Source organism: Methanofollis liminatans DSM 4140 (genome assembly GCF_000275865.1).
Lineage (GTDB): Archaea > Halobacteriota > Methanomicrobia > Methanomicrobiales > Methanofollaceae > Methanofollis > Methanofollis liminatans.
On sequence record NZ_CM001555.1, the window covers coordinates 496,145 to 519,953 of the forward strand.

25 protein-coding genes are annotated in these 23,809 nt (G+C 60.5%); 3 read left to right on the forward strand and 22 right to left on the reverse strand.

Features of this window, described 5'->3' with window-relative positions; translation table 11 throughout:
- Positions 1 to 65: 65 nt before the first annotated feature.
- Genes METLI_RS02380 through METLI_RS02390 form a run of 3 tightly spaced genes read left to right on the forward strand, consistent with a single transcriptional unit; the run spans position 66 to position 3,000 of the window.
- Positions 66 to 1,013: a FecCD family ABC transporter permease gene (locus METLI_RS02380; RefSeq protein ID WP_004037730.1), complete on the forward strand. Its 948-nt coding sequence runs from the start codon at positions 66 to 68 to the stop codon at positions 1,011 to 1,013.
- A complete protein-coding gene (locus METLI_RS02385) occupies positions 1,010 to 2,275 on the forward strand; it encodes an ABC transporter ATP-binding protein (RefSeq protein ID WP_004037731.1) in 1,266 nt (421 codons plus the stop codon). The genes METLI_RS02380 and METLI_RS02385 overlap by 4 nt, the downstream gene beginning before the upstream one ends.
- The gene (locus tag METLI_RS02390; RefSeq protein WP_004037732.1) at positions 2,272 to 3,000 is read left to right on the forward strand and encodes a sugar phosphate isomerase/epimerase family protein; all 729 of its coding nucleotides are present in this window, start codon (positions 2,272 to 2,274) and stop codon (positions 2,998 to 3,000) included. The genes METLI_RS02385 and METLI_RS02390 overlap by 4 nt, the downstream gene beginning before the upstream one ends.
- 327 nt (positions 3,001 to 3,327) lie before the next feature.
- On the opposite strand, the gene mtrH is transcribed toward METLI_RS02390, so the two are convergent.
- The 22 genes from mtrH to METLI_RS02500 form a co-directional block, all read right to left on the reverse strand.
- Positions 3,328 to 4,350 (reverse strand): tetrahydromethanopterin S-methyltransferase subunit H, encoded by a 1,023-nt coding sequence (gene mtrH, locus METLI_RS02395; protein WP_004037733.1) that lies wholly within the window; start codon positions 4,348 to 4,350, stop codon positions 3,328 to 3,330.
- Positions 4,351 to 4,365: 15 nt separating this feature from the next.
- Positions 4,366 to 5,097 carry a tetrahydromethanopterin S-methyltransferase subunit A gene (gene mtrA / locus METLI_RS02400; protein ID WP_004037734.1) on the reverse strand — a complete coding sequence of 244 codons (732 nt, stop codon included), beginning with the start codon at positions 5,095 to 5,097 and terminating at the stop codon, positions 4,366 to 4,368.
- Between the two features lie 10 nt (positions 5,098 to 5,107).
- Complete coding sequence (locus METLI_RS02405) at positions 5,108 to 5,311, reverse strand: tetrahydromethanopterin S-methyltransferase subunit F (protein ID WP_004037735.1); 204 nt, start codon at positions 5,309 to 5,311, stop codon at positions 5,108 to 5,110.
- Positions 5,312 to 5,318: 7 nt separating this feature from the next.
- Entirely contained in the window at positions 5,319 to 6,041 is a 723-nt protein-coding gene (gene mtrA, locus METLI_RS02410) for a tetrahydromethanopterin S-methyltransferase subunit A (protein ID WP_004037736.1), read from the reverse strand.
- A 10-nt stretch (positions 6,042 to 6,051) separates the two neighbouring features.
- The gene (mtrB, locus tag METLI_RS02415; RefSeq protein ID WP_004037737.1) at positions 6,052 to 6,336 is read right to left on the reverse strand and encodes a tetrahydromethanopterin S-methyltransferase subunit MtrB; all 285 of its coding nucleotides are present in this window, start codon (positions 6,334 to 6,336) and stop codon (positions 6,052 to 6,054) included.
- On the reverse strand, positions 6,336 to 7,196 hold the full coding sequence (gene mtrC / locus METLI_RS02420) for a tetrahydromethanopterin S-methyltransferase subunit MtrC (RefSeq protein WP_004037738.1): 861 nt from the start codon (positions 7,194 to 7,196) through the stop codon (positions 6,336 to 6,338). Before mtrC ends, mtrB begins: the two co-directional genes overlap by 1 nt.
- 1 nt (position 7,197) lies before the next feature.
- Positions 7,198 to 8,037, reverse strand: coding sequence for a tetrahydromethanopterin S-methyltransferase subunit D (mtrD, locus tag METLI_RS02425; RefSeq protein ID WP_004037739.1), 840 nt, complete (start codon positions 8,035 to 8,037; stop codon positions 7,198 to 7,200).
- Complete coding sequence (gene mtrE, locus METLI_RS02430; RefSeq protein WP_004037740.1) at positions 8,034 to 8,933, reverse strand: tetrahydromethanopterin S-methyltransferase subunit E; 900 nt, start codon at positions 8,931 to 8,933, stop codon at positions 8,034 to 8,036. Before mtrE ends, mtrD begins: the two co-directional genes overlap by 4 nt.
- 233 nt (positions 8,934 to 9,166) lie before the next feature.
- Positions 9,167 to 10,873, reverse strand: a complete 1,707-nt coding sequence (gene mcrA / locus METLI_RS02435) for a coenzyme-B sulfoethylthiotransferase subunit alpha (protein ID WP_004037742.1) — start codon at positions 10,871 to 10,873, stop codon at positions 9,167 to 9,169.
- A 5-nt stretch (positions 10,874 to 10,878) separates the two neighbouring features.
- Complete coding sequence (gene mcrG / locus METLI_RS02440; RefSeq protein WP_004037743.1) at positions 10,879 to 11,643, reverse strand: coenzyme-B sulfoethylthiotransferase subunit gamma; 765 nt, start codon at positions 11,641 to 11,643, stop codon at positions 10,879 to 10,881.
- A 13-nt stretch (positions 11,644 to 11,656) separates the two neighbouring features.
- Positions 11,657 to 12,286, reverse strand: a complete 630-nt coding sequence (mcrC, locus tag METLI_RS02445) for a methyl-coenzyme M reductase I operon protein C (protein ID WP_004037744.1) — start codon at positions 12,284 to 12,286, stop codon at positions 11,657 to 11,659.
- Positions 12,287 to 12,288: 2 nt separating this feature from the next.
- A complete protein-coding gene (mcrD, locus tag METLI_RS02450; RefSeq protein ID WP_004037745.1) occupies positions 12,289 to 12,759 on the reverse strand; it encodes a methyl-coenzyme M reductase operon protein D in 471 nt (156 codons plus the stop codon).
- A gap of 12 nt (positions 12,760 to 12,771) precedes the next feature.
- A complete protein-coding gene (gene mcrB / locus METLI_RS02455) occupies positions 12,772 to 14,079 on the reverse strand; it encodes a coenzyme-B sulfoethylthiotransferase subunit beta (protein ID WP_004037746.1) in 1,308 nt (435 codons plus the stop codon).
- Between the two features lie 349 nt (positions 14,080 to 14,428).
- A complete protein-coding gene (locus tag METLI_RS02460) occupies positions 14,429 to 15,229 on the reverse strand; it encodes a formylmethanofuran dehydrogenase subunit C (protein ID WP_048103987.1) in 801 nt (266 codons plus the stop codon).
- Between the two features lie 10 nt (positions 15,230 to 15,239).
- Positions 15,240 to 16,949: a formylmethanofuran dehydrogenase subunit A gene (locus METLI_RS02465; RefSeq protein WP_004037748.1), complete on the reverse strand. Its 1,710-nt coding sequence runs from the start codon at positions 16,947 to 16,949 to the stop codon at positions 15,240 to 15,242.
- A 1-nt stretch (position 16,950) separates the two neighbouring features.
- Positions 16,951 to 18,267, reverse strand: coding sequence for a formylmethanofuran dehydrogenase subunit B (locus METLI_RS02470; protein WP_004037749.1), 1,317 nt, complete (start codon positions 18,265 to 18,267; stop codon positions 16,951 to 16,953).
- Positions 18,267 to 18,668: a molybdopterin dinucleotide binding domain-containing protein gene (locus tag METLI_RS02475; protein ID WP_004037750.1), complete on the reverse strand. Its 402-nt coding sequence runs from the start codon at positions 18,666 to 18,668 to the stop codon at positions 18,267 to 18,269. Before METLI_RS02475 ends, METLI_RS02470 begins: the two co-directional genes overlap by 1 nt.
- 18 nt (positions 18,669 to 18,686) lie before the next feature.
- Entirely contained in the window at positions 18,687 to 19,112 is a 426-nt protein-coding gene (locus METLI_RS02480) for a hydrogenase iron-sulfur subunit (RefSeq protein WP_004037751.1), read from the reverse strand.
- Entirely contained in the window at positions 19,113 to 21,128 is a 2,016-nt protein-coding gene (locus METLI_RS02485) for a CoB--CoM heterodisulfide reductase iron-sulfur subunit A family protein (RefSeq protein WP_004037752.1), read from the reverse strand.
- 13 nt (positions 21,129 to 21,141) lie between these two features.
- Entirely contained in the window at positions 21,142 to 22,044 is a 903-nt protein-coding gene (hdrB, locus tag METLI_RS02490; RefSeq protein ID WP_004037753.1) for a CoB--CoM heterodisulfide reductase subunit B, read from the reverse strand.
- Positions 22,044 to 22,619, reverse strand: coding sequence for a CoB--CoM heterodisulfide reductase subunit C (gene hdrC, locus METLI_RS02495; RefSeq protein WP_004037754.1), 576 nt, complete (start codon positions 22,617 to 22,619; stop codon positions 22,044 to 22,046). Before hdrC ends, hdrB begins: the two co-directional genes overlap by 1 nt.
- A gap of 9 nt (positions 22,620 to 22,628) precedes the next feature.
- The gene (locus METLI_RS02500; RefSeq protein ID WP_004037755.1) at positions 22,629 to 23,795 is read right to left on the reverse strand and encodes a 4Fe-4S binding protein; all 1,167 of its coding nucleotides are present in this window, start codon (positions 23,793 to 23,795) and stop codon (positions 22,629 to 22,631) included.
- Positions 23,796 to 23,809: the final 14 nt, after the last annotated feature.

Here is a 23,809-nt window from a genome sequence, read left to right on the forward strand (position 1 = left end):
TTCGCCCGTTCTGTCACCATTTTAAGAAAGTTTATTTGTGTTAAGATAAAAAATATTGATTGCTTATGCACGTACGCCGATGGATTACGCCGGTTTTTCTTGGCATTTTTCTCCTTCTGAGCATCGTGCTCTCGACGGCCATCGGAGCAAGCGGTCTTTCCCTTCTTGACCTCGACCCGGACACGGTTCGCATGCTCCTCTTCGACGTCCGCCTGCCGCGGGTGCTCGCCGCCCTTCTGGTTGGTGCCGGCCTCGCCGTCGCCGGTGCGGCGATGCAGGGGCTCTTCAAGAACGCGATGGCCGACCCCTACATCATCGGCACCTCCTCGGGCGGGGCGCTCGGGGCCTCCCTCTCGATCGTCTTCCTCATGGGGTTCGGCCTACCTGTCTTCGCCTTCGTCGGCGCCACTGCATCCACCATGCTCGTCTACCTCATCTCACGGCGCAAGGGGCGGGTGACGGTCGAGACCCTGCTCCTCTCGGGTATCGCCGTCTCGATGTTCCTCTCGGCCGTCCTCTCCTTCATCATGTACATCTCCGGCAACAGCCTCCACCAGATCATGTTCTGGCTGATGGGGGGGTTCTGGAACGTCTCGTGGAGCGACGTCTGGACCGGCCTCCTCCTCCTGCCCGCCTGCCTGGTCCTCTTTCTCTGTGCGCGCGACCTCAACGTGATCTCCATCGGCGAGGAGGATGCCCTGCACCTCGGCGTGGACGTGGAGAAACTCAAACTCGGTCTCCTTCTCATTTCTTCCTTCATCACCGGCATCGCCGTCTCGGTGGCCGGTTCGATCGGGTTTATCGGGCTGATCGTCCCCCACCTGATGCGCATCCTCGTGGGGCCCGACCACCGCATCCTCATCCCCTCGGCGATGATGGCAGGCGCCGCCCTCCTGGTGTGGGCCGACACCCTGGTCCGCATCCTCCCGACCGAGATCCCGGTGGGCATCGTCACGTCGTTCTTTGGCGCACCGTTTTTCATCTACCTTCTCAGGAGCAGGACGTGCACATGACAGGGATTATGGTCAGGACAGAGGGTCTGGACGTCTCCTATGGCGACACCCGCGTGCTCGAGGCGGTCTCGCTCGCAGTACAGGAAGGCTCATTCATCGGCATCCTCGGGCCGAACGGCTGCGGAAAGACCACGCTCCTGCGTGCGCTCTCACGGATCATCGAGCCTGCAGCCGGGACGGTGATGGTCGACGGCAGGGAGATCGGCGAGTATTCGATCAGGGGCCTTGCCACTATCATGGGCGCCGTTCCGCAGGAGACCGCCGTCACCTTCGACTTCACCGTCGAGGAGATCGTGCAGATGGGCCGCCACCCCCACCTCGGCCGCCTCTCCTCGATGGGCGAGGAGGACTACGCCATCTGCCGGCATGCGATGGAGATCACCAACACCGCGTACCTTGCCGACCGCCTGATCACCGAGATCAGCGGCGGCGAGCGGCAGCGGGTGCTGATCGCCCGCGCCCTTGCCCAGAGGCCGCGGGTGCTCCTCCTCGACGAACCGACCTCGCACCTGGATATCAGCCACCAGATCGAGATCCTCTCGATCATCAGGGGGCTCGTCCCGCAGGTGACGGTGATCGGCGTCTTCCACGACATCAACCTTGCCGCCTACTTCTGCGATACCATCATCCTGATGGAGCAGGCGCGTATCGCCGCCGTCGGGACGCCTGCGGCGGTGATCACCGACCGGAACATCAGGGAGGTCTTTGGTGTGGAGATGATCGTCCGCACCCATCCCATCACCGGGCGCCCCTATGTGGTGCCGCGCTATGAGCCGGGCCCGGTCGTAGAGCGTCCCCTCCGGGTGCACGTGGTCTGCGGCGGGGGCACCGGGGCTGAGACCCTCTACGCCCTGCGCTCTGCCGGTCACGAGGTGACGGTCGGTGTGCTCTCGGCGAACGATTCAGACTGCACCACTGCGGACGGCCTCGGGATCAGGGTGATACGGGAACCCCCCTTCGCCCCGATCTCTCGCCGGTCTCTGGAGGAGTATGTGGCCGTCCTCCAGGTGTCTGATGTAGTCGTCGTGACCGGGATGCCGGTCGGCCCCGGCAATATCGACAACCTGCGCGCCCTTCTGAGCCATGCCGGCCTCATGGTATTCCTGCTCTCTCCCGGTGGAGCCGATCCGGCGGACCACGACTACACCGGCGGCGAGGCGACGGCCATTCTTGATGCGCTGCTGAACAACGGTGCGGTGCGGGTCGGAAGCGTTTCTGAACTTCTGGACCGTCTGGCTGCGCGCAGGGCCGATCGCGCATGAGAGCGATCGGCGTCTCCACCTACTGTATGATGCACCGCCCCCTCGGCGATGCGCTGGAGACACTCTCGCAGGAGACCGGGCTTATCGAGATCCTCTCCGACTCCCTGCACTCGCTCTTTCTGTATGCGGAGGTCTGCGCCTCCTTCGATCTCCGTTACACCGTCCATGCCCCCACCACCGACCTCAACATCGCCCTCGAACACGAGCGGATGCGGAGGGCGTCGATCCAGGTGGTCGAAGACCTTGTCGGCGTGTGCGACCGTATCGGGGCTTCGGTGCTCGTGGTCCACCCGGGCGTCTGCATGGACCCCCACCTGATGACGGCGTCGGAGCGGGCGCTCCGCCGGTCCCTGGATGACCTCTCCCGCCTCCAGGAGGCGTGTGCCGTCACCATCGCCATCGAGAATATGGGCTCGTGGCCCTGCTGCCACTTCAGGGACACCTCGCTCCTGCCGGTGCTCGACGACCTCGGTCTGGGCTTTGTCCTGGACATCGGTCATGCCCATCTCAACGGAAATCTGGAGGCATTCCTCCGTGCGGGATCGCCCGTCCACCTCCACCTCCACGACAATGGCGGCGCACTGGACGAGCACGCCGCCTGCGGCACCGGCACCATCGACTTTTCAGCGGTTCTGGATTCGGTATCGCCCCGCACCACGGCGGTGATCGAGGTGCAGGATCTCGGTGCGGTCCGTCCGAGTCTGGCATACATGAACGGCGTGTGAGCGAAGGAGATGCGGCGCGCCCCCCCGTGTACGCTCCTGCCGAAATGTCGATCGCGTCGTCAGGTGCACCGATGTCGGGAGGGCCTGCTGCCTCACAGAACTGCGATTGGTGCGGGGATGGGAATCGCGGGAGAAACCTCCGGGGGTCAGGACGCCCCTCTGAAGATCTATTCTGAATGGAAACTCAGGTGCGCCGGACAGTCCACCAGGAAGAACGGCACTCCTGATCGCACCCGGTTATGATGGGGCGAAATCCGGTCTTGATATGCACCGTTGCCGGGAAATGGTGTTTCCCGACTCTCCGGCGCAGAAAAAAAGTTGTTGGATTTAGACGAGCATGTTCAGCGGGTGCTTGCCCTCTGCAACCGTGCCGCCGAGTTCCTTGAAGGCTTCGGCGAGAACGATGTCGGAGAACGCGGCAGCCGTGGCGATGCCCTCGCAGTTCTCGATCGGACCGAACATGATCAGGTCTGCACCCAGGGTCATGGCCATGATGTTGCAGCCGATATCAGGGGCCGCCCATGCCGTCTGCCTGATGCCTTCCATGCCGCCGAAGTGGTGGTGGGCCATCTGCTCGAGGAGGACGTCCTTGCCCTCGTACTGGGATGCGAGGACGTTCTTCCTCCAGCGCTTCAGCCAGGTCCAGGAGACGGTCATGTTGTGGTATGCGCCGCCGGTCGGCAGGCCGTGGATCGCCTTGCAGGCGAGGATCTCACGGAACGAGCCGCCAGAGCCGAGGCCGAGCGGGGTCGCCGCAGTGTCCAGGATCGGACGGGTGATGCCACAGTATTCGGCAATGCCCATCATGGACTGTGCCTGACCTGCGACACCGCCCTCGGCGAGCACCTTCTCGCGGCCTGCGACCGAGGGGTCGCCGGGGTTGAAGGCGAGAACGATTGCCGAGTTGACGTCGGAGTTCTTCAGGGCCTCGATGCTCTCCGGCGTGATGGAGCCGTTGATCGAGTTGTAGATCGCACGGTCGGCGATGCCGACCTCGGTGACGTACTCGCAGGCGTGGGCGAGTGCCGGTGCCGCCGAGGAGTCCATCAGGAAGGGCGTCTTGTCGTCGATCGAGCAGAACCAGTCGAAGTAGCTCTCAAAAGCCTCGCCGTATTCTGCGATGATCTGGCAGAAATACGGGTTGCCGGTCTGGTCGTAGAGTTCCTGGCAACGGTTCCAGAGCGCCTCTGCCTTTGCCTTGTCGATCTTGCCCGTGTGGTCGTCGAGCACGGTCTCGTGCTTGTTGTAGAAGATGGATGCGCCGAGAACCCGGGGGTACTCTCCAGGCTGGCCACCGATCTTAATGCCGTTGAAGTCGAATACGGCCTGTTCCTTCTCAAACTTGAACATACTGATCTTGCCTCCTTACATCAATTTCGGGAGCAGGAATATGAGCATCATGAAGACGAACAGTCCTGCTACTAATCCGTAGAGTATGCCGATGTCCCTGCCGATCTTCCGACCGATGCGCTGGGCCACCTCGGCGTTCACGAACTCAATCCTTGTCTCAACCTCGTCGAGCCGCTTTTCGATCTCAAGGAACTGCGGGTTTGCGCCGGCAACTGCCGCTCCGGCAGCGCCGCCCTCGGCTTCCTTGACTTCGACGACCATGGGCGCTTCTCCGAACGCTCCCGGGTCTTTGCCGGTGAGTTCGGCGATCTTCGCCTTGATTGCGCCGAGATCCTCGGTCTCCATGATGTCGACGACTTCGACCTGGGCCTGGAAGCGCTTGATCGCTGCATCATCGAGGTTCTCGATGAAGGGGATCGCACCCTTTGAGCCGACGACCTTGCCGCCCTCGACGCCGTTGGCGTGGAGCGCCTGGAATGTCTGTCCGGAAAGGTGCCCCTTGACCTCGGTACCGCAGGTCAGGACGAACCTGATGTTCGGGTTCGAGATGATGTTTGCGATGACCTTCTCAAGGCCGAGGTTCTCTGTCTTGCACGAGCCGCAGAGTGCGGCGCCTGCATCGCAGATCCCCTGCTCGTCGAGGTGGGACCCCATGGTGACGACGGCGACACACGAGTTGGCGTCGCCTGAGTGGAAGTCGCCCTTTGCAATGGGCCATCCACTTGCTGGTGATTTCTTGTCTGCCATGTTTCTCACCTCAGATCAGGAATACCGGCACCAGGACGAGGACCATGACGATGAGCATGCCTGCTGCAAAGCCCGGAATACCTGAGTCCATAATGCCCGAATCGAGTTTGTTCGTCCTGGCAATGATCTGGGACTTGAACTTGATGTCTGACATGATCGTGTCGATCGCAGCCATCCTGATTGCACCAGATGTCTTCTTCTCTTCTTCTGCCATGTTCTTTTCACCCCAGCAAGAGGAAACCGAGTATGGCAAATGACACGATCAGGCCAATCATCAGGCCCTCGATCTTTCCACTGTAGACGCCCGCGGCAAGTCTGTCGCGGTATCCGATGTCAGTCACCATCTTCTCAATGATCTTAAACCGGGCATGGATGAGCGCCAGGTCGCCGTTCATCTCGGCAATTTCGCCGCCTACTTCTTCGGCGCCGCCCTCGGCCTCCTTGACCTCGACGACCATGGGCGCTTCTCCGAACGCTCCCGGGTCTTTCCCGGCGAGTTCGGCGATCTTCGCCTTGATTGCGCCGAGGTCTTCGGTCTCCATGATGTCGACGAGTTCGACCTGGGCCTGGAAGCGCTTGATCGCTGCATCATCGAGGTTCTCGATGAAGGGGATCGCACCCTTTGAGCCGACGACCTTGCCGCCCTCGATGCCGTTGGCGTGGAGCGCCTGGAACGTCTGTCCGGAAAGGTGCCCCTTGACCTCGGTACCGCAGGTCAGGACGAACCTGATGTTCGGGTTCGAGATGATGTTTGCGATGACCTTCTCAAGGCCGAGGTTCTCTGTCTTGCACGAGCCGCAGAGTGCGGCGCCTGCATCGCAGATCCCCTGCTCATCGAGGTGGGACCCCATGGTGACGACGGCGACACATGATTTGGCGTCGCCTGAGTGGAAGTCGCCCTTTGCAATGGGCCATCCACTTGCCGGTGATGTCTTGTCTGCCATTTTTTCCACCTCAGATCAGTGCGAAGGCGATGATCCCCGCAATGAGCAGTCCTACAGCCATACCATACCAGAGGGCGGTGACGCCACCGGCGATGACCAGTGACTTCTCTCTGCCAGGGAACGAGGCAGCGAAGGCACCTTCACCAGAGAGCATGCCGACGAGGTCGTCGGTGTACTTCTCAAGTTCGGTGACCTTGTCGATCACTGGCTGGTACGAAACACCTGCCGTGGTGACGACGCCGACCATCGGGTCTACTACAAGCCCGAATTCGGGCAGTACGAGTACGTATCCCATCAGTCCTCACCCTTGGGTTCGAGAATCGGCTTAGCGTCGAGCCATGCGTACGCATCGCGCTTGCTGTATTCGATGTACTTGACAAAGGTGTAGTACCAGCCTGCAATAGCGACGACGAGCGAGATGATCGCTGCGAACGAGGCGACGAAGGCAAACGAGATGACAGCGACGACGATCATCGAGAGGAAGCCGCACTCTGCAGCGAGCGTGAGCGTCCGGTCCTGCTTCTCGCCGGGGCCGAGGCAGGCGTTGAACGGGTGCTGGAGAGCAATGCCGCCAAGCATGAACGAGACCGCGATCAGGCACCCGCCGAGCAGCGAAGCCCCGAAGGACGTGGTCGAAAGGATGCCCATGATCGAGATCGTCTTCACGGAGAGGGCGTCGAAACCGAAGCCGCCTGCCATGACGGCCGTAAGGCCGAGGAGGACGATCGCACCGATGATGGCCATCTCAGTGAGCGAGCGGACCATGACCGGGATGTTCATGCGCATGACGTTGTTTGCCAGGAAACCGCAGGCACCGCCGACGATGGCGCCGAAGACGACGGCCATGATCGGGGTGAGGTACATGCTGTTGAACTGGGTTGCAAGCAGCATGGCGATCACACCGGAGCCGAAGGCGATCATGCCTGCGGACGGCACGCCGGTGCCGATACCGTAGCTGCAGAGGTGCTTGATGGTGCTCGTGCCCCATACCAGAGCGAAAACAGCAGCAAGCCCGCCGAAGAACGAGAAGACCTCGGTTCCGGTGGCGCTGTTGAGATAGGTCAGGTACAGGCAGATGACCGAGCCAACGAGGCCGGCTGCCATCAGCTTGTCGTGGGGTATGCCGCCGGTTGAAGCGGTAATTTGTACTGTCATGTTACACCACCACAATCAGAACTGCAAACAGGCCGCAGACTGCCGAAGCGACGGCGCACCCGATGACTGCACGCGGGAAGCGCTTGAACTTCGGGTCGTGGGGCCCTTCAATCGTGCCCGTAATGTTGTACGCGGCAAGCACGGCGTTCACCAGGAACATGCCGACAGCGAAGATGCCTGCGAGTGAGACTGCGATCGGCAGGATCTCTTCTGCGCTTGCGTTGAACATTGCGGGAAGCATGGCCGAGTAGACCTGCAGGAGCTCATAGTAGATGAGCGTACCGCCGGCACCGCCGAGCAGACCGCCGATCACGCCGCCGACATAGGAAACGAACGGCAGGCCGTGACCTTCAGTGCCCTGCGATTTGTACTCCGCCTGGGAGTCGCCGGTGATCGGGTCCTTTGCGACCTTACCTGATGCGGCCGGGATACCCATGCCGAAGATGTAGATGATGTTGACCATCAGACAGGTGATCGCCATCATCAGGCCGCCGCCGACAGCGCCTGCGGCGATGACGATGGCAATCCCGAATGCGGGGTTTGCCGCGGCCCATGCGCCGCCGAAAAGACCGGCAAGACCGGCACCGGCCGCGAGCATCGCCACACCGGTAGCGATACCGGGGGACTGGCCCATAGCGGCAGGTGCGCCGCCGACCGGGACGAAGTGGACACCGAAGCCGATGAGAGCGCCGCCGATGATCACGCCGATGACTGCCGCAAGGGCAGGCGCCGCCATGACTGCGGTGATCGCGAGGGCTGCGATGATGATGACAATGCCGATGATGGACGCGGTCGGGTTGATACCTTCGCCGCCGCCCGATGCTGCTCCAAGTGCGCTCATGCCGATGCCTCCTCAGCCTTCACGTACGGGCCGTAGTTCTTGCGGGCCCAGGTCTCGATGTAGCGGTCGATGATCATGAAGATCAGGATGATGATGACACCGACGATGATGGCGCCCCAGCCGCCGACGGCCTCCTCGAAGAGGACGGTTCTCCAGAGCTCGAGGAAGACGATCAGACCGAAGCAGACACCCGATGCCGGGCCGCCGAGCTTTGCGGTGAACCAGCCGTTGTCAAGGGAGCTGCGCTGACCGGCCTCGGCATACCGGACGATGTTGCCGGATGCGGAGATCGGAACGCCTGCGCCGAACATCTGGGACTGGTACTGCCGCTCCTTTCCATAGAAGGGGTTGCCGGTTGCAGAACCAGCGGCACCGAGAGCGATACCCCAGACGATGCCAAGAAGAGGCAGCGGGAACGGGTGACCGAGAGCCGCGTTCAGGAGGTAACACATCGATACGGTCGTGAATACCGCAACAAAGGCGTGCGCCATCGTAACGGAGGTCACCGACTTGAGTAGGTCGATGTATACCGGTTGTTCAAACTTTGCCAGACTCGACGTCCTGCCAAGGTAGGCAGTCGCCGCATACACGCCCTGCACGAAGATCGCAAGTGCGGACGCAATAACAATAGCAAGCACCGGGTTCATGCCGGTTGCCATAAATGCCCAGGCCACGCCTGCGCCGATAGTGACCCACAGACCATATGCGGGCGGTTCGCCGGATACAGCCTTGTTGTAAATCCGGTGAATATAGCCCATCTGCGGAGCCAACTGGACCTGAGAGTTCGGGTCACCCTGTGATCCGATGTTGGACTCAGTGTCCTCGGCAGCGCCGGCAACGGTAGCAAGAGCACCTGCCAATGCTGTTACTCCTACGCCTAATAATATGCTTTCCATTCATCTCCCTCCCAGCGCACGATGATGCACGAGAGTTTTCACATTCGCGTTACCACACAGATGGAGTACAAACTCTTTGTGGTTCATTTAACAGTCGTTTATGATTTAATTAAATGTTTCGGAAAGTATTGGGAATACTCCCATTATTTTGTTTAAAACTCCCAAACAGGGGAAATACTGCGACTTTCCGAATGCATAATTGCAGTAGGTAAAAAAAAATTGTGTAGTGGGTTTTACTTTGCCGGGATGATCAGGGAGCGCTCGCCGGCCGGCATGTACTCTCTGATCGCACCCTTGGCGAACTCGCGCCTGGGTTCGGCGAAGTCGAACTTCAGCGAGGGGTCCGCGAAGGTGATCTTGATCAGCGGGTTCATCGACCATGCGTCGGCGCGCGTGTAGTGCGCACTGCCGACGATAGCGGCGTACTCGCCCTGGTGACCGACGTTCATCGCGTAGTTCGGGTAGTTCGGGCCGCGGAACTCGCCGATCGCACCCTCGTCCGGACGGACGGAGAGCGAGTTGGTCGAACCGCACTGGTCCTGCAGGTCGTAGCCGAAGAAGCCGAGACGGCTCCAGCCTTCCTTGTGCATGAGCATCGAGAGGTACCAGCCGTTGAGACCGGCGTTCGAGTTGCCGGTGGCGATGGCGGTGGACAGGCCGGAAGCGGCGGCGATGACACCGGCACGCTGGGACCCGCCGAAGTGGTCCTCCATCATGGTCGGGAACTGCTCGTACTGCTCCATCGCGTTGAGGGTGACCTCAGTAGCGATGTCGTTGACGACGTCCTGGGTCGGCTTGACCTTGTCCGCGGCGTTCGGGTGCTTCCAGTCGACTTTGTACTTGTCCTTGATGTAGTCCATGCCGTAGTAGGTGAACTCATCGAGGATGTTGTCGGTGTACGCGGCGGTCGCATACTGGGTGAAACCGACACCGCCGGACATGTAGGATCCGAGCCAGATCTGGTCGAAGAGCATTGTGCCTGCGCCGACGACCTCAAGGGACGCCCTTGCGGGGTCGTTGGGGTACTTGCGGTCGGCCTGGATCATGTCGGCGAAGTGGCCGAACTTGATGCCACCGGGCTCGTTCGGGCCGCGTGCACGGCGGGCCGGCAGGATGTCGGCCATCTGAATGACGCCGGCGTGCTTCGCAGCGTAGGAGAGGTCGGCGACTGCCGCTTCACCGGCGCACATGCGGTACGCGGCGATGTAGGACATGCCGAGCTGCATCGCAGACCACCGGGAGGTGGTACCGCCGTCGCAGGTGCGGGAGACGATCGTCGGGATGTGGACGGCCTGGAACATCGACTTGCCAACGGCCGCCTTGAGGGCCTCCGCGGACTTCGCCGGGAAGAGCTTCTCGATGTTGAGGAGGAACTGGGGCTCGATGTCGTCGGCGAGTTCGTCGTCGCCGGTGAAGACCTTCACGTAGCAGTCATCGGTGAGCGCCGGGTGGGTCTCGACCATGTGCTCCTGGACCACGGCTGCGCCGGGCATGGCGTGGTTGAGGATGTGCAGGTACTCGTTGATCGTCTCGGGGGTGACTTCCTTGCCCAGGCGCTTCTGCAGGGTGGCGTGAGCGAGGTCCATGCCGACGATGATCGTCCGGCGGATGTCGTCCCAGAACTGCTGCATCGCAGCGTTGTTGACGAAGTGCAGGTCGTCGCCCTCCACGAAGACGCCGGTGCCGGAGACCTCGTAGGTCATCAGCTGGCGCTGGCCCATCGGGATGCCGCCAAGGTGGCAGCGCTCGGGGTCATACATGGAGATGCCACGCTGCATCTCGACGGCGCGGGACTCCTTCAGGAATTCCTGTTTTCTCGGGGACTGCTTGAGGCCGCCGAACTTGTAGAACTCTGCCTTCTCGGACTGGACGTCCTGTCCCTGGAACTTCTCCTTGAGCGCTTTCAGGAAGAGCTTCTGGGTTCTCTCAATCTTTGCCATGTGAATCAGTCCTCCTTCGGCATGAAGCCGTATTTCGTTCTCAGCGAGTGGATCCGCTGGATGTACTCGACGTACTCGGCGTCATCGCGGTACGCCGTTCCGGCGAGCGAGTGGAAGATGGTCGTGTGCGCCTTGAGCCAGTTGCTGTCCATCGGCTTGCCGACGTTGACCGCACGGTCGAGGGGCTCGCCGATCTGGTTCTTGACGTACTTGACCACGCCGTCAGCGCCGAGCACACAGCGCTGGAGCATGTCGAACATCATGCCGTCTTCTGCGAGACGGAGGGAGTGACCGTGCACGGTCGCACCACGGCAGGATACGAGAGCGGGGTCGAAGACCTCGGTGTTGATCAGTTCCTTGGAGTATCCTTCAAGGTCGCGCTCGCGGCACTCGACGATCTGACGGCCCGAAAGGGTGCCGGGGTCGATGCCACGGTAGCGGTAGCACTCCATGTAGGTGCGCTGGTACGGCTGGGACGGGGCGTTGAACATCGAGTCAGCGAACTGGATGTAGCGGACGCGGTCGCCGGCCTTTGCACCCTCGGTCGGGGTGACGATCTTTCTGATCGGGCAGTTTGGCTCCTGCTGCTCGGCAAGGGGCGGGTGAGCGGTCGGGTAGGCCGCACCTGGTGCACGGTGGCCAAGGATCAGGACGATGTCCTCGTCGGTCACGTCGCGGATCTTCTCAAGCTTGTAGCCCGGGTTCATCTGCTTGCGCCTGTTTTCGGCGACAACAGAGGTTCCCGGTCCGAACTGTGGTTTATATGCCATAGATAATTTCACCTCAATACTTTTCTTCTTTCATTAGTCTGGTAACGGCTGCAATGACTTCGGCCATCTTCTCCCGTGTAGGTGTCTGACCTCTTGTGACCCCGGAGACGATTGCCTCCACGCGCCCTCTGGTCCTCACCTTATCAGGGGAAGGCATGACGAAGGCGGTTTTCACGCCTTCCTTTGCGAGATCCTCGTAGTCGATCGGTGCCTGGGAGACGACGACGGCCTTCACGTCGACATGCTCCAGCATGAACCTGACCTTCTGCACCACATGCGACCTGACGTTGCCGTGGTGGAGGATTGCGACCTTATGCTCTTCTATCTGCTCAATCTCTTTCTCGGTAAGCCCGAAGTAGGCGCCAAGGACTGATCCGGCAATCTTTGGAGAGTCGGGTGGAACGCCGCTCCCCGCATTGAGCACGAGCGTGCTCACGGAGAACTCCACCCCCTCCCGTCTGAGAGCGGATGTGATGTCGCAGACCGGCTTTGTTACGTGCCGGCGTCCCGGCGACATGCCGACGACGATCACATCAGGGTGACGGCATTCGGAAATGGTACCTCTCTGGGCGAGTCCTCCGCCCTTGCCCATTCCCATGCTCTCCCTGCAGTCCACTACCTGGGTTACCCTTCCGATTGGCATGGTTATTTAGTTCCCTGGATGATCAGGGGCCCTTTGCGGCTCTTCGGATCGGTGGTGCCGAGAATTACTTCATCGGCATCGGGCCCGTACTTTGCATAATCTGATACGGTCGCCTGGGTCTTCATGAACTTCCCCTCGGAAAATCCGTAGGTGAAGTTCGTAAATACCTCATCGCATGCTTTCCTGATGGGTTCGATAAAGGACCGGTCTTCAAGTTCGATCAGGATCGTCCCGACCTGCACCTGAAGCTCGACGTCCTGGTCCCCGGCACGGATCACCCTCCGCATCTGGTGCGGGTTGGGCAGACCGCGGGCCGGACCGTATGGGACGGTGGTGGGGAGGCGAGGTCCGTTGAGGATCAGTTTCCTGATCCCGCCGACCTCAAGTATCCGGCTGAGGAGTGCCTCAACTGTCTCCGGGTTGAGGAAACGCGCAGGCACTATCCTACACTGGGGATATACGGCTTCTGTCATCAGACTGCTACCTTATACTGCCTTTGCAATGTGCTGCAGGGGCTTTGCGAACTCTTCGATCTTGCCGTAGGTCTCGCCGTAGATCTTGGAAGTGCTCTCGGCAGAGAACATCTGGGTGCCGGCATCGAGGGCACAGGCGGCGACCACGCAGGGAATCGCGAAACCGGCGGAGTGCCTGGTCACGACGTGGTTGCCGTTGAAGATACCCGGACCGCCGCCACCGTAGATCGAGTGGCTGAAGAACGAGAACCCGACGGCAGTACCCATGACACGGCCGTAGTCACAGCCGGGCAGCCCGGTCTCGTGCTCAAGCAGGTCGTTGAAGTACAGCAGGGTCGAGGAGACGGCCTGAGCGAACCGGCCGGCACCACAGTTCACCATGGTGGCGGCGAGGGTGCCCGCGGCAGCGTAGGCGTTCCAGAGCATCGGGTCCTTGGTGTCGTAGAACTGGAAGTATCCGCCCTTCTTGCCGGGCATGATGACCTTGTCCTCGATCGCACGCTCGACAAGGGACTGGACGACGGTACCGACGGTGCCGGTTGCGCCGTTCGCCTTGACAAGGTCATAGACCATGTTGTTGGCGTTCAGGCCCTGGTAGGCATAGCCGAGGAGCTGTGCACGCTCGAAGGGTCCGATCGAGTTGCCCATCTCCCACTGGCCGGCCTGCTCGAAGGTCGCGGCGAGAGCGGCGCCCTGCATGGCGTTCCTGCCCGTGATCATGACGGTGTGGTTCGCCGGGATGTTCCTCAGGGCAAAGCCGAGGCCTTCGTTGTTCTGCGGGATCGACAGAATGGACTGGACGTTCGCGCCGGCCATGTCCATGGTCTGCGGGTAGGTGCCCCATACCGCCGACTTGATGATGCCGGCGTCAAAGGGTCCGATGTTGTACTGGTCGATGAGGGCGTAGGTGGTGGCCGCGGCGACCGAGGTGATCGCAGCGTCGTAGGTGGCTGCCGCCTCGATACGCGCCTTCGGGACCTCGACAAGGAGCAGCTTGCCGCCGAAGTTCTTGATGACGGTGTCGTCGCCTTCGACGACCGAGACCATGTCCTTAATCTTGGCGATGATTGCGTCGCTGTCCTTGACGACACTGAGGTCGAGGGTGCGCCCGGGGATGACGTTTGCCTTGCCGCCGACCGCACCGGTCTTCACGCCGTTCTCAATGCCTGCGAGGTTGACCGCGACGGTCCTCTTGGTGAGGTCCATCATCTTCTTGATCGCAGGGTTCACAACCGGGCTGACCTTTTCGAGAGCGACACCGCTCTTGAGGAGCTTGCCCTCATCGTCGTAAAGGTCGATCGTGTCTGAATATTTTGCCATATAATTCCTCCAGATTTGGGTTTGTTACAATACAATACGGCTACTGTGCGCTGAACACTAAATGAATCGCTGACAATCGCTGATGGTATTACTGCACGTCCCTCAGGGGACAATTGCATATTCCTCATCTCGCCATATAAGGGTTGTCATTCACGGGGCCTCGTGACATTTTATATGGATTCTGATATATGGTGAAATTGAAAGAATCTTCAGAGAGAGTTTTTATACGCCTGGCGCTCCCGCTCCAACGTGTGAGTTCCACCTATGCGGGTGTTACGTAATGATATGCTTATGTGCAGAGTATATTACCTCTGCCTGCGCTTCGTTTTTTTGAAAAAAAGAGATTGAATTAGTATTTTTGATAAATTTTGCCGTAGATGACCTCGCCTTTCCGCTTGCCGTGGCGCTCCCCCATGTCGCCCTCATAGAGAGCGAAGGTTGCCTTGGTGCCGTCGACCTCGAGATCGACGTCTTTGCGGTAGACAAAGCCCGGCATCATGACGTCGATGGTGCCGAAGACATAGATGTCTCCCTTGACCATCTGGCCGCCGATCTTAGACTTGCCGTTGCCCTTGATGATGATGGTGCCGCCCTCGGCGTGCGTGGCGACGTGAACATCGACGTCGCCTTCGACGACGATGGTCCCGCCGTTCATGAAGTAGCCGGTATCAGAACCGGCGTTGCCCTTCACGCGGATGGTGCCGCCCTGCATGCCTCTCCAGTCGCCGCGGTATGCGGCGCCGAGGTAGTTGCCGGCGTTGCCGCCGATCTCGAAGATCCCGCCCTTCATGCCGGTGCCTGAGAAGGCGTCGACGTCGCCCTTGACGACGAGCTTGCCGCCTTCCATCCAGGCTCCGGCGTACATGTCGGCCGAGCCCTCGACCAGGATCTCGCCAGCGGTCATCTTCATGCCGATGTACTTCACGCGGGAGGCGTCGCCCTTGACGACGATCTTCGTCTCTGCAGCGGTCTCGCCGCCTTTGCCCGCAACATCGAAGTAGGTTCCGAGGGTTGCGGTCTCCCTGCCCTCAAAGACCGGGAGTTCGGCGATCTCGGCAGCGCTCTTGCCTGCGAAGGCGTCAGGGGTGATTTTTTCAGCCTCAAGACGGAGCTCGGGCTGTTTTTTAATGGTCAGTGTTACTGTCTCCATCATCATCACCTCACTGGGTCGCGTCCACCTCGATGCGGAACGGGTTTCTGATGTAGCCTTCTTCATGCACCTCGTAGTTTGCCTCGCTGACCGTGTAGTACTTGAGGAACTTCTCGGTGATATCGCGCCTGACCTGCGGGTTGTCGTTGACCTTTACGTCCACCCACAGCGTCCGCTTCCTGCCGTTGCCGAGGATCTCGCCGTCTCTGACGACCATCTCGCCGGCCTTGAAGAGGTATGCGGCGTTTCCAAAGGCCTTCTCGATCAGCTCGGGGTCTTCGGCGGTCTCGGGGTTGTAGTCGTAGACTGCAACGTCGGCTTCAATGCCGACCTTGAGGCTGCCGTACATATCCTTGAGGCCGAGGGCCTTTGCAGTTCCGGCGCGGGTCATCTGGGCGATCTCGTAGAGATCCAGCTCGCGGTCGATGCCCGAGATGAACGTGGCGTCCCTGACCTTGTCGCCGTACTTCATGGCGTCAAGTTGGGCCTCACGCGCCTTCTGGCTCATCAGCCACTTCATGACCCGCGGGTACCTGGTGAAGGGCCCGGCGTTCGGGTGGTCGGTGGTGATGAAGACCCGCATCAGGTCCTTCGCCATCAGGGCGAGTTCAAGACCGATGGCCCACTGGATGCCGCAGACCTTGATGTTGGGCGAGTAGATGTACGGGACGATCCCTGCACAGGTCTCGAGTTCCACGTCGCGGTTTGCCCACTTCAGGTGGTTCAGCTCGGTGAGGTGGTGCTCGAACGGCCCGTCTGCGGTCATCGTCGTCGTCTCGTCCAGCGTGACCTGCCCGATATCGATGGTCAGGTTGTCGTGGGCGTTGACGTAGTCCATCATGACGTCGGCCTTCGACTCGAAGTTGCCCCAGTTGTCGCCTCCATAGGAGTGGAACTGGACGTGGGTGTGGTGCATCACCTGGCTGCGCCCGAACGAGTCCTTCGGCTTTTCACCCTCAAAGAGCTTGAAGGTGTCGAGCGTGGTCTCGTAGTTGCCCGGGTTGCCCAGGTTGTTGGTGTGAACGTGGATCGAGTGCGGGAGCTTGAGGTACTCGTTGGCATCCATCAGGCCCTTCATGATCTGGGCCGGGGTGATGTCGAAGTACGGGACGGGGTCGTGGATCGAGTTGCAGTTCAGGCCCCAGCCCCATGCTTCGGTGCCGCCGGGGTTGACGATCTTGACCGCATAGCCCCTGGTGGTCCGCAGCAGCCACGAGATGTACGCCGCCGTGTTCTCCAGTTCGTTGTTCTTCAGGTACTCGAGGACAAACCAGTTGTTCCCGAAGACCGGGTATGCACCCTCGTCGATGATCGGGGTGTCGCGCATCTCTTCATGGACGTGGCGGGCGTACAGGGGCGGCATTGCCGCTTCCATGACGGTGCCGTAGCCCATGCGGGCGTACTCGTAGCCGGTCTTGAAGGTGGTCGGGATCGAGAAACCGCCCGCCATCCTCATTGCGCCCTTTCCGGCCTTGTAGGTGAAGAGCTTGTCTTCAGGACGGAAGTTCCGGCCGGCGTTGACCTTCGGGCCGGCGACGTGGGCGTGGATGTCCACACCGGCCGCCATGACGGTCTTGCCCGCGGCGTCGATGACCTGCGGGTTTGAAAGGGCCGTCGACTCGACGATCTTGCCTTCCTTGACGGCAATGTCGGTCTTATCGCCTTTGATCCCGAGCACGGGGTCGAAGACGAATCCGTTCTTGATCAGGTATTCTGCCATCTTATGCTACCCCTTTGATCTCTTTGATGCGCTTGAGCACCATTTTCAGGAACTCTTCGTCGGTGAGCATGCCTTCGGGAGCATCGACGACCTTGCGGGCGTGGATCGGGACGGCGTCCATCCGATAGGTGCAGCCTCCCACCTCGACGCCCACGAATGCGACCGGCATGTGCAGTTTGCAGACTGCCGTGGTCGGCGTGTAGTGCGGGTCGACGCAGACTGACGGGAGGTTCGCGATCTTCTTCACCGACGAGATCGGGAAGTGCGCCCCCGGGTCAGAACCAAGGACAAAGACGGCGTCCACTTCGTCGCGGCGGAGGAGATCGTTCGAAGACGAGTCGCCCGGGTTGTAACGGGCAAAGCCGCGCGAGAGGTCGACCGAGAACGGGTAGCCGAACTGCCAGCCAAGCACCTCGCCGGAGCCAGTGACGTTGTAGTGGCCCCGCATCGGCATGATGGCTGCTTTCGTGTGCTCGTTGAGGTCCTTGGTGAGCATGATGGCGATGTCGATGTTGTGGTTCTTCGAGAGCGACTGCGTGACGCCCATACCGAAGAAGATCACGACAAACCGGCCGCTCTTGAGCGTCTCGGCAGCATCGATGATCGTCTCTCTCGGGATGCCGGCGACCTTCTCCGGGAGCGGTGCGCCGCGGAGGGCGACACGCAGAGCGCTCAGGAGTTCGTAGTCGCGGCCCTGCTCGATCTGCATGTGGATGTCGGCCATCTTTGCGGTGTCGGTGGTCCGCGGGTCGACGACGATCATCTTCCGTGCCTTGTGGCCCTTCCCGGTGAAGAAGCCGCGCGGGAAGATCGAGTACCTGCTCATGTGGCGCGGGTGCGCGTGGGCAGGGTTGCATCCCCAGAAGATGATCCGGTCGGCACGGTTCTTCACCTCACCGAGGGTGCAGCTCGGCACACCGACGTCCTGCACGGCGATCAGCGTGGTGCCGTGGCAGACGGTTGCGGTGTTGTCGACGACTGCGCCGCAGAGTTCGGCGATCTCGCCGCCGACGCTCTGCGCCTCGCAGTTGGTGGAGCTCCAGCCGTACATCAGCGGCTTTTTGGCTTTGGCGAGCATCTGAGCGGTGTACTCGACAGCCTCGTTGATAGAGGCCTCGCTCCAGTTGCCCTCCTCGTCCTGTTTCATGGGGACCTTCAGGCGGTCTTTTGCCTGTGAGTGCAGGAACTTCTCCGTGCCGATGACGCAGGCATTGTAGACCTCGAGGATCTGCTTGTCGTCGTCGGTGACCTTGACCTCAAGGTCGTCGCAGAGCGTTCCGCAGAACGGACACACCACATCAGTTACGATTTTTGCCATTAGATCTCACCCCTGCATGCTTTCCTGACAAGGTCGAGCCCTTCGAGAATGGTCTCGCCGTTTGCGACCTCGACTTTCACCGGCACACCCTTGAAGGTTGGCATTCCGGTAGAGTAGGTGTTCGGGCTGATGACCTGGTTTGCCCACGGGCCCATGGGGATGAAGGCGAGGCCCGGGTGGGGCCCCTGGGTTGCCTGCACGGCCTTGACAACGACGCTGCCGTATTCGCTGGTTACACGGACGTTGGTGTTTCGCCATGCACCCAGGCGCTTGAAGTCGGCATCATCCATCTCGATGATGCCGCAGGCCCTGGTGTAGGCGGGCTTTTCCTTCCCGCCTTCCATGGACACACCCTGCTGGATTGTCCGGCCTGATATCAGATTCAATTCAATTTCTGGCACCGTTTCAACCTCCGTGGTTTACTGCTGCAGCTGGTTTAAGGGGCTCGGGCCGAGGTCGGTGACGGTCTTGACGACGTCTTCGATAACCTTTGCCCACTTTGCGCCCTCGGATGCCGATACGAAGGTCATCCTGAGGCGGTTGTCTTCGATACCGAGGTCCTTGAGGACGCTCTTCATGAGGAACATCCGCTTTGCGCACTTGAAGTTGCCCGCAATGTAGTGGCAGTCGCCGAAGTGGCAGCCGGAGACGAGGACGCCGTCGGCGCCGTCGGCGAAGGCCTTCATGATGAAGAGCGGGTCGACACGCCCGGTGCACATCACACGGATCGCACGGACGTCAGGCGGGTACTGGGTACGGGCTGAGCCCGCAAGGTCGGCGCCGGCGTAGGAACACCAGTTGCAGATGATCGCCAGAATCTTTGGTTGCCATTCTCCTTCTGCCATTTACTGTTCACCTCCAAGGAGGAATGCATCAATCTGCGCGACAATCTGCGGAGTGGTGAAGTGCTGCATGTAGATCGCACCGCCCGGACAGAATCCGCCGCAGGTGCCGCAGCCCTTGCACTTCGCTTCGGTAACCTGCATGACCGTTCTGCCGTTCTTCTCGACCAGGTCGAGAGCGGAGTACGGACAGAGGTTGGTACACATGCCGCAGCCAGCGCACTTCTCTTCAATGCACTGGGCGAAGTAGGGCTCGAGCTCCACCTTGCCCATGTGGATCGGGATGGACGCTGCAGACGCAGCACCCTCGGCCTGGGCTACGGTGTCGGGGATATCCTTCGGGCCCTGACAGACACCGGCGAGGAATACGCCGGCGGTCGTGGTGCCGCAGGGGTTCAGCTTCGGGTGGGCTTCGAGCATCCAGCCGTCCTGCGAGCAGGAGACGCCGAACATCTTTCTTACCGGGTCGATATTCTGGGTCGGTTCGACTGCGGCTGCAAGGACGACCATGTCGACGACCATGTCGACAGGCTGACCGAGGAGGGTGTCCTCTGCATAGACGTGAAGGTTCTTGGTCTTCGCGTCTTCGAGGATGTTTGCCACGCGGCCGCGGATGAACTTCGTGCCTTCATCCTGGATGCGGTAGTAGAACTCCTCGTACATCTTGCCGAAGGACCTGATGTCCATGTAGAAGATGTAGGCCTGACATCCGGGGATCTTCTCGGTGATCTGGTGGGCGTGCTTGAGCGAGTACATGCAGCAGAAGCGGCTGCAGTAGGGCTTGCCGACGCCGGTGTTGTCACGGGAACCTGCACAGAGGACGAATGCGACCTTCTTCGGGGTTGCTCCGTCGCTCGGCCGGATCAGGTGGCCGCCGGTCGGACCGGACGCACAGATGAGCCGCTCGAATTCGAGCGAGGTGATGACGTTGTCGAACTGTTTGTAGCCCCACTCGCGCTTCTTCTCGATCGGGAACATGTCGTAGCCGGTAGCGAGGATGACGGTGCCGACCTTGACGGTCTCGAAGGAGTCTTCCATGTTCAGGTCGATCGCCTTCTTCTCGCCGCATGCCTCGACACACAGACCGCACTTGACGCAGGAGTCGAAGTCGATCGTGTAGATCAGGGGGACGACCTGCGGGTGGTAGATGTAGATCGCCTTTCTGGGCTTCATGCCGAACTCGAACGGGTTCGGCTTGATGACCGGGCAGACCGCATCACAGTCGCCGCAGCCGTTGCAGCCGCCGCCGACGATGCCCTTTGCCGTGGCCTCGGTCGGGGTCATGACGCCGCGGGCCTTCTTCCTGAGGGTGATGTCGAAATTGCCGATATAACCTTCGACAGCCTCGACCTCGGTGTAGGTGTGGAGTTCGATGTTCGGGTGACGTCCGACGTCCACCATCTTCGGGGTGAGGATGCACTGCGAACAGTCGAGGGTCGGGAAGGTCTTGTCGAGCTGGGACATGCGTCCGCCGATTGTCGGGGTCTTCTCGATGAGGTAGGTCTTGATCCCGGCGCTCGCAAGGTCGAGTGCTGCCTGGATGCCGCCGACACCTGCGCCGACGACCATGGCGGCGTGCTCAACGGGCACGCTCTTGGGGTAGAGGTCCTCAAGGAGTGCAGCCTTTGCGACGGCGATCCTGACGGCGTCCTTTGCCTTATCGGTGGCGCCCTCGTAGTCGTGCATGTGCACCCACGAGTTCTGCTCACGGATGTTCGCCATCTCGAACCTGAACGGGTTCAGGCCGCCCTCTTTCGTGGCCGTCCTGAAGGTCGGCTCGTGGAGGCGGGGGGAACAGGCGGCGACGACGATACCGGTGAGGTCGTGCTCCTTGATCGCATCATCGATCTTTTTCTGGCCCGGTGTCGAGCACATGTACTGGTACTCGTCGGCAACGATCACACCGGGGAGGGTCCTGGCGTAGTCCTGTACCGCCTTCACATCGAGAGACCCTGCAATGTTGGTACCACAGTGGCACACAAACACACCAATTCTAGGTTGTTTCTTTTCTTCTGCCATTGATATTCCTCCCTTACAGGATCTTGTCCAGGAACGGTTTGCAGTCGATGCCGTGGAGGTCGAGTGCAAGCTCCTGGGGGCTCATGCCCTGGGCAAGGCCCAGCAGTTCGTTGTAGTGAAGAACCGGAATGTTCCATTCGATCCCGAACTTCTCCTTGATCTCGATCTGACCGCGGTCGTACTGGAGCTGGCAGAACGGGCAGACTTCGGTGATGGCGTCCGCGCCTGCTTCAGTGACGTTGATCAGCTTCTCGTTGGTGATGTCCAGCGAGTGGGCAAGGTCGAAACCGCGGACACCGCCGCCTGCACCGCAGCACTGCATCTTGTTGCGGTACTGGACGGACTCTGCGCCGAGGGCGTCGACGAGTTCTTCGATCCACATCGGGTTCTCGGCGTCGGTGAACCGGCGCTCTTTGATGGGCTTGAGGAGGTGGCAGCCGTAGTGGACGGCGATCTTCGTGCCGTCAAGCGGGCGGACGACCGACTCGCGGATCTTCTCGACACCGCAGATCTTCGGGTCGTAGTAGAGCTCGGCCAGGTGATAGACGTCGATGGTGCCCTTGAACTCCATGTCAACTTCGGCGAGCACTTCGTTGACCTGGTCGCGGAGGTCGTCGTGCTCTTTCAGCCGCTCGTTGACCTCGTAGATCGACTTGTAGCAGCCGTTGCAGATCAGGGCGATGTCTTTGCCCATCTCCTCGGCGAGGATGATGTTCCTGGCGGCCATCGCATACCAGACACTGAGATCGACAGCGCCGAATGCGCCCGGCGCCGGGCAGCAGCTTGCGCCCTTCAGCGGGAGGAGCTCGATGCCGACGTTTCTGCTCGTCTTGATGGCGGCGGCCTCACAGCCGGGGTACCGGTTCGGTGCGATGCATCCGAGGAAAAACGCATACTCGTGCATACCGTTGTGCATTAGTGCTCACCCTCTGAGAGGATTCTGTCTGCGTTCTCTTTCATCTTGTAGTGGTCCATGATCTTCTGGATGCCCGGCAGGAACTCGGGGTACTTGTGGGTCGTTTCAGGCTCGGCATCGAGGCCGAGCTTCACGCGTGCCGCACGGTTCACATCGTTGTTCGGGACGCCGTGGCCGGTGGTGTAGATGAGCTGGATCGTCTTGAGGAAGTTCCTCGGGACGATATCCCACTTGAAGGCCAGGTTGCGCATCGCCATGATGATGTCGGTCGGGGCAATGCCGCGCGGGCAGCGGTCGGTGCAGCTGTAGCAGGTGGTGCAGAGCCAGAGGTCCGGGTCGGTCAGCGCTTCTCTCTCCAGTCCCATCACCGCACGGCGGACGAACTTCCTGATCCGGTAGCTCGAACGGGGGGCCGAGGGGCAGGAACCGGTGCAGGTCCCGCACTGGTAGCACATGTGTGCCATTGTGCGGCCAATCCGCTCGACTTCCTTGGTGAATTCGGGGTTGTCCGCAGCGTGGTAATACCTGTCCTGGAATTTCTTTTCCATTGCAGGGTCATTATATCCTTTTGCCATGTCACTACCTCACGCGTTATCGAGGGCCTTGAGTTCCACTTCGCCAGGTGCTACGCCTTCCTTGACCTTCGAGGTTCTCGGAGTCAGGAGTTTGTCCTTGATCCGCTTGAACAGGTCGGTCTCCTTGCCTTTGATCCTGATGCCGGTCCGCCTCAGGACGATGATATCTTCACCAGGGCAGGCATTGACACACGCGCCGCAGAGGATACAGAAATCCTTGTTGACGGCGATGTTTGCCTCCTTCTGGCCCTTCATCTGGGCTGCGGGCTCGGCGGACGGGAGGTAGATCGCGTTGGCCGGACAGATCTCCACACAGGTGGAGCAGCCGCCTGGGCACTTCTCCGCGTGGAACTCGATCTCGCCTTCGAAGATCTTCTCGACGGTGATCGCTTCGGTCGGGCAGTTGATCGCGCACCAGCGGCAGGTGCAGCAGTCGTCCTCGATGATCTCGACCTTGCCGGGGAGCTTGTTCGACGAGACCTCGCGGTTGACTGTGATCGCCTCTTCGGGACAGGCTTCTACGCAGACCTTACAGGCATCGCAGAGGCTCTCCTCCCAGAGGACTTCGCCGTCGACCTTGCCGTTCTCAGCGGTGAACGCCTTGCGCTTGACCGTGATCGCCGGGCAGAGGTCGCCACAGATACCACAGACCGTGCACTTCTCGTCATCGACCTCGAAGGTCGTCTTTGCCGTCAGTGCGGTCTGCCGGTCGCGGCCGTCCTCGCTGCCGCCTTCGAACGCGGGCACATCCCGGTCGATTGCGTCACGGGGGCAGACGTCCTCGCATATGGTACACCTGACGCACTTCTCATCGTCGATCTTGGTGACCATGTCGTATTCGGGGAAACCTTCCTTTTCAACAATCGGAAGGCGCTCTTCACCATCGATCTTGAGGGTCAGGGCGTTGAAGGGGCACATCACAACGCAGACACCACAGTACGAACACTTGACCTCGTCAATGTTCACCGGGGTTGCGTAGTCGATTGCACTCTTTCTCTTGGTCGCACCGACCATGCTGATCGCAATTGCATCCTCAGGGCAGGACTCCGCGCAGATACCGCAGCCTGTGCACCGCTGGGTATCCAGAACCAGGTGGTTGACCTGCTGGAGAAGTCTCTGCTCATTGATGATGTTTACACCATCTCTCTTCTTGGAGAATTTTGGAAATATCGCCATGAATTACCCTCACT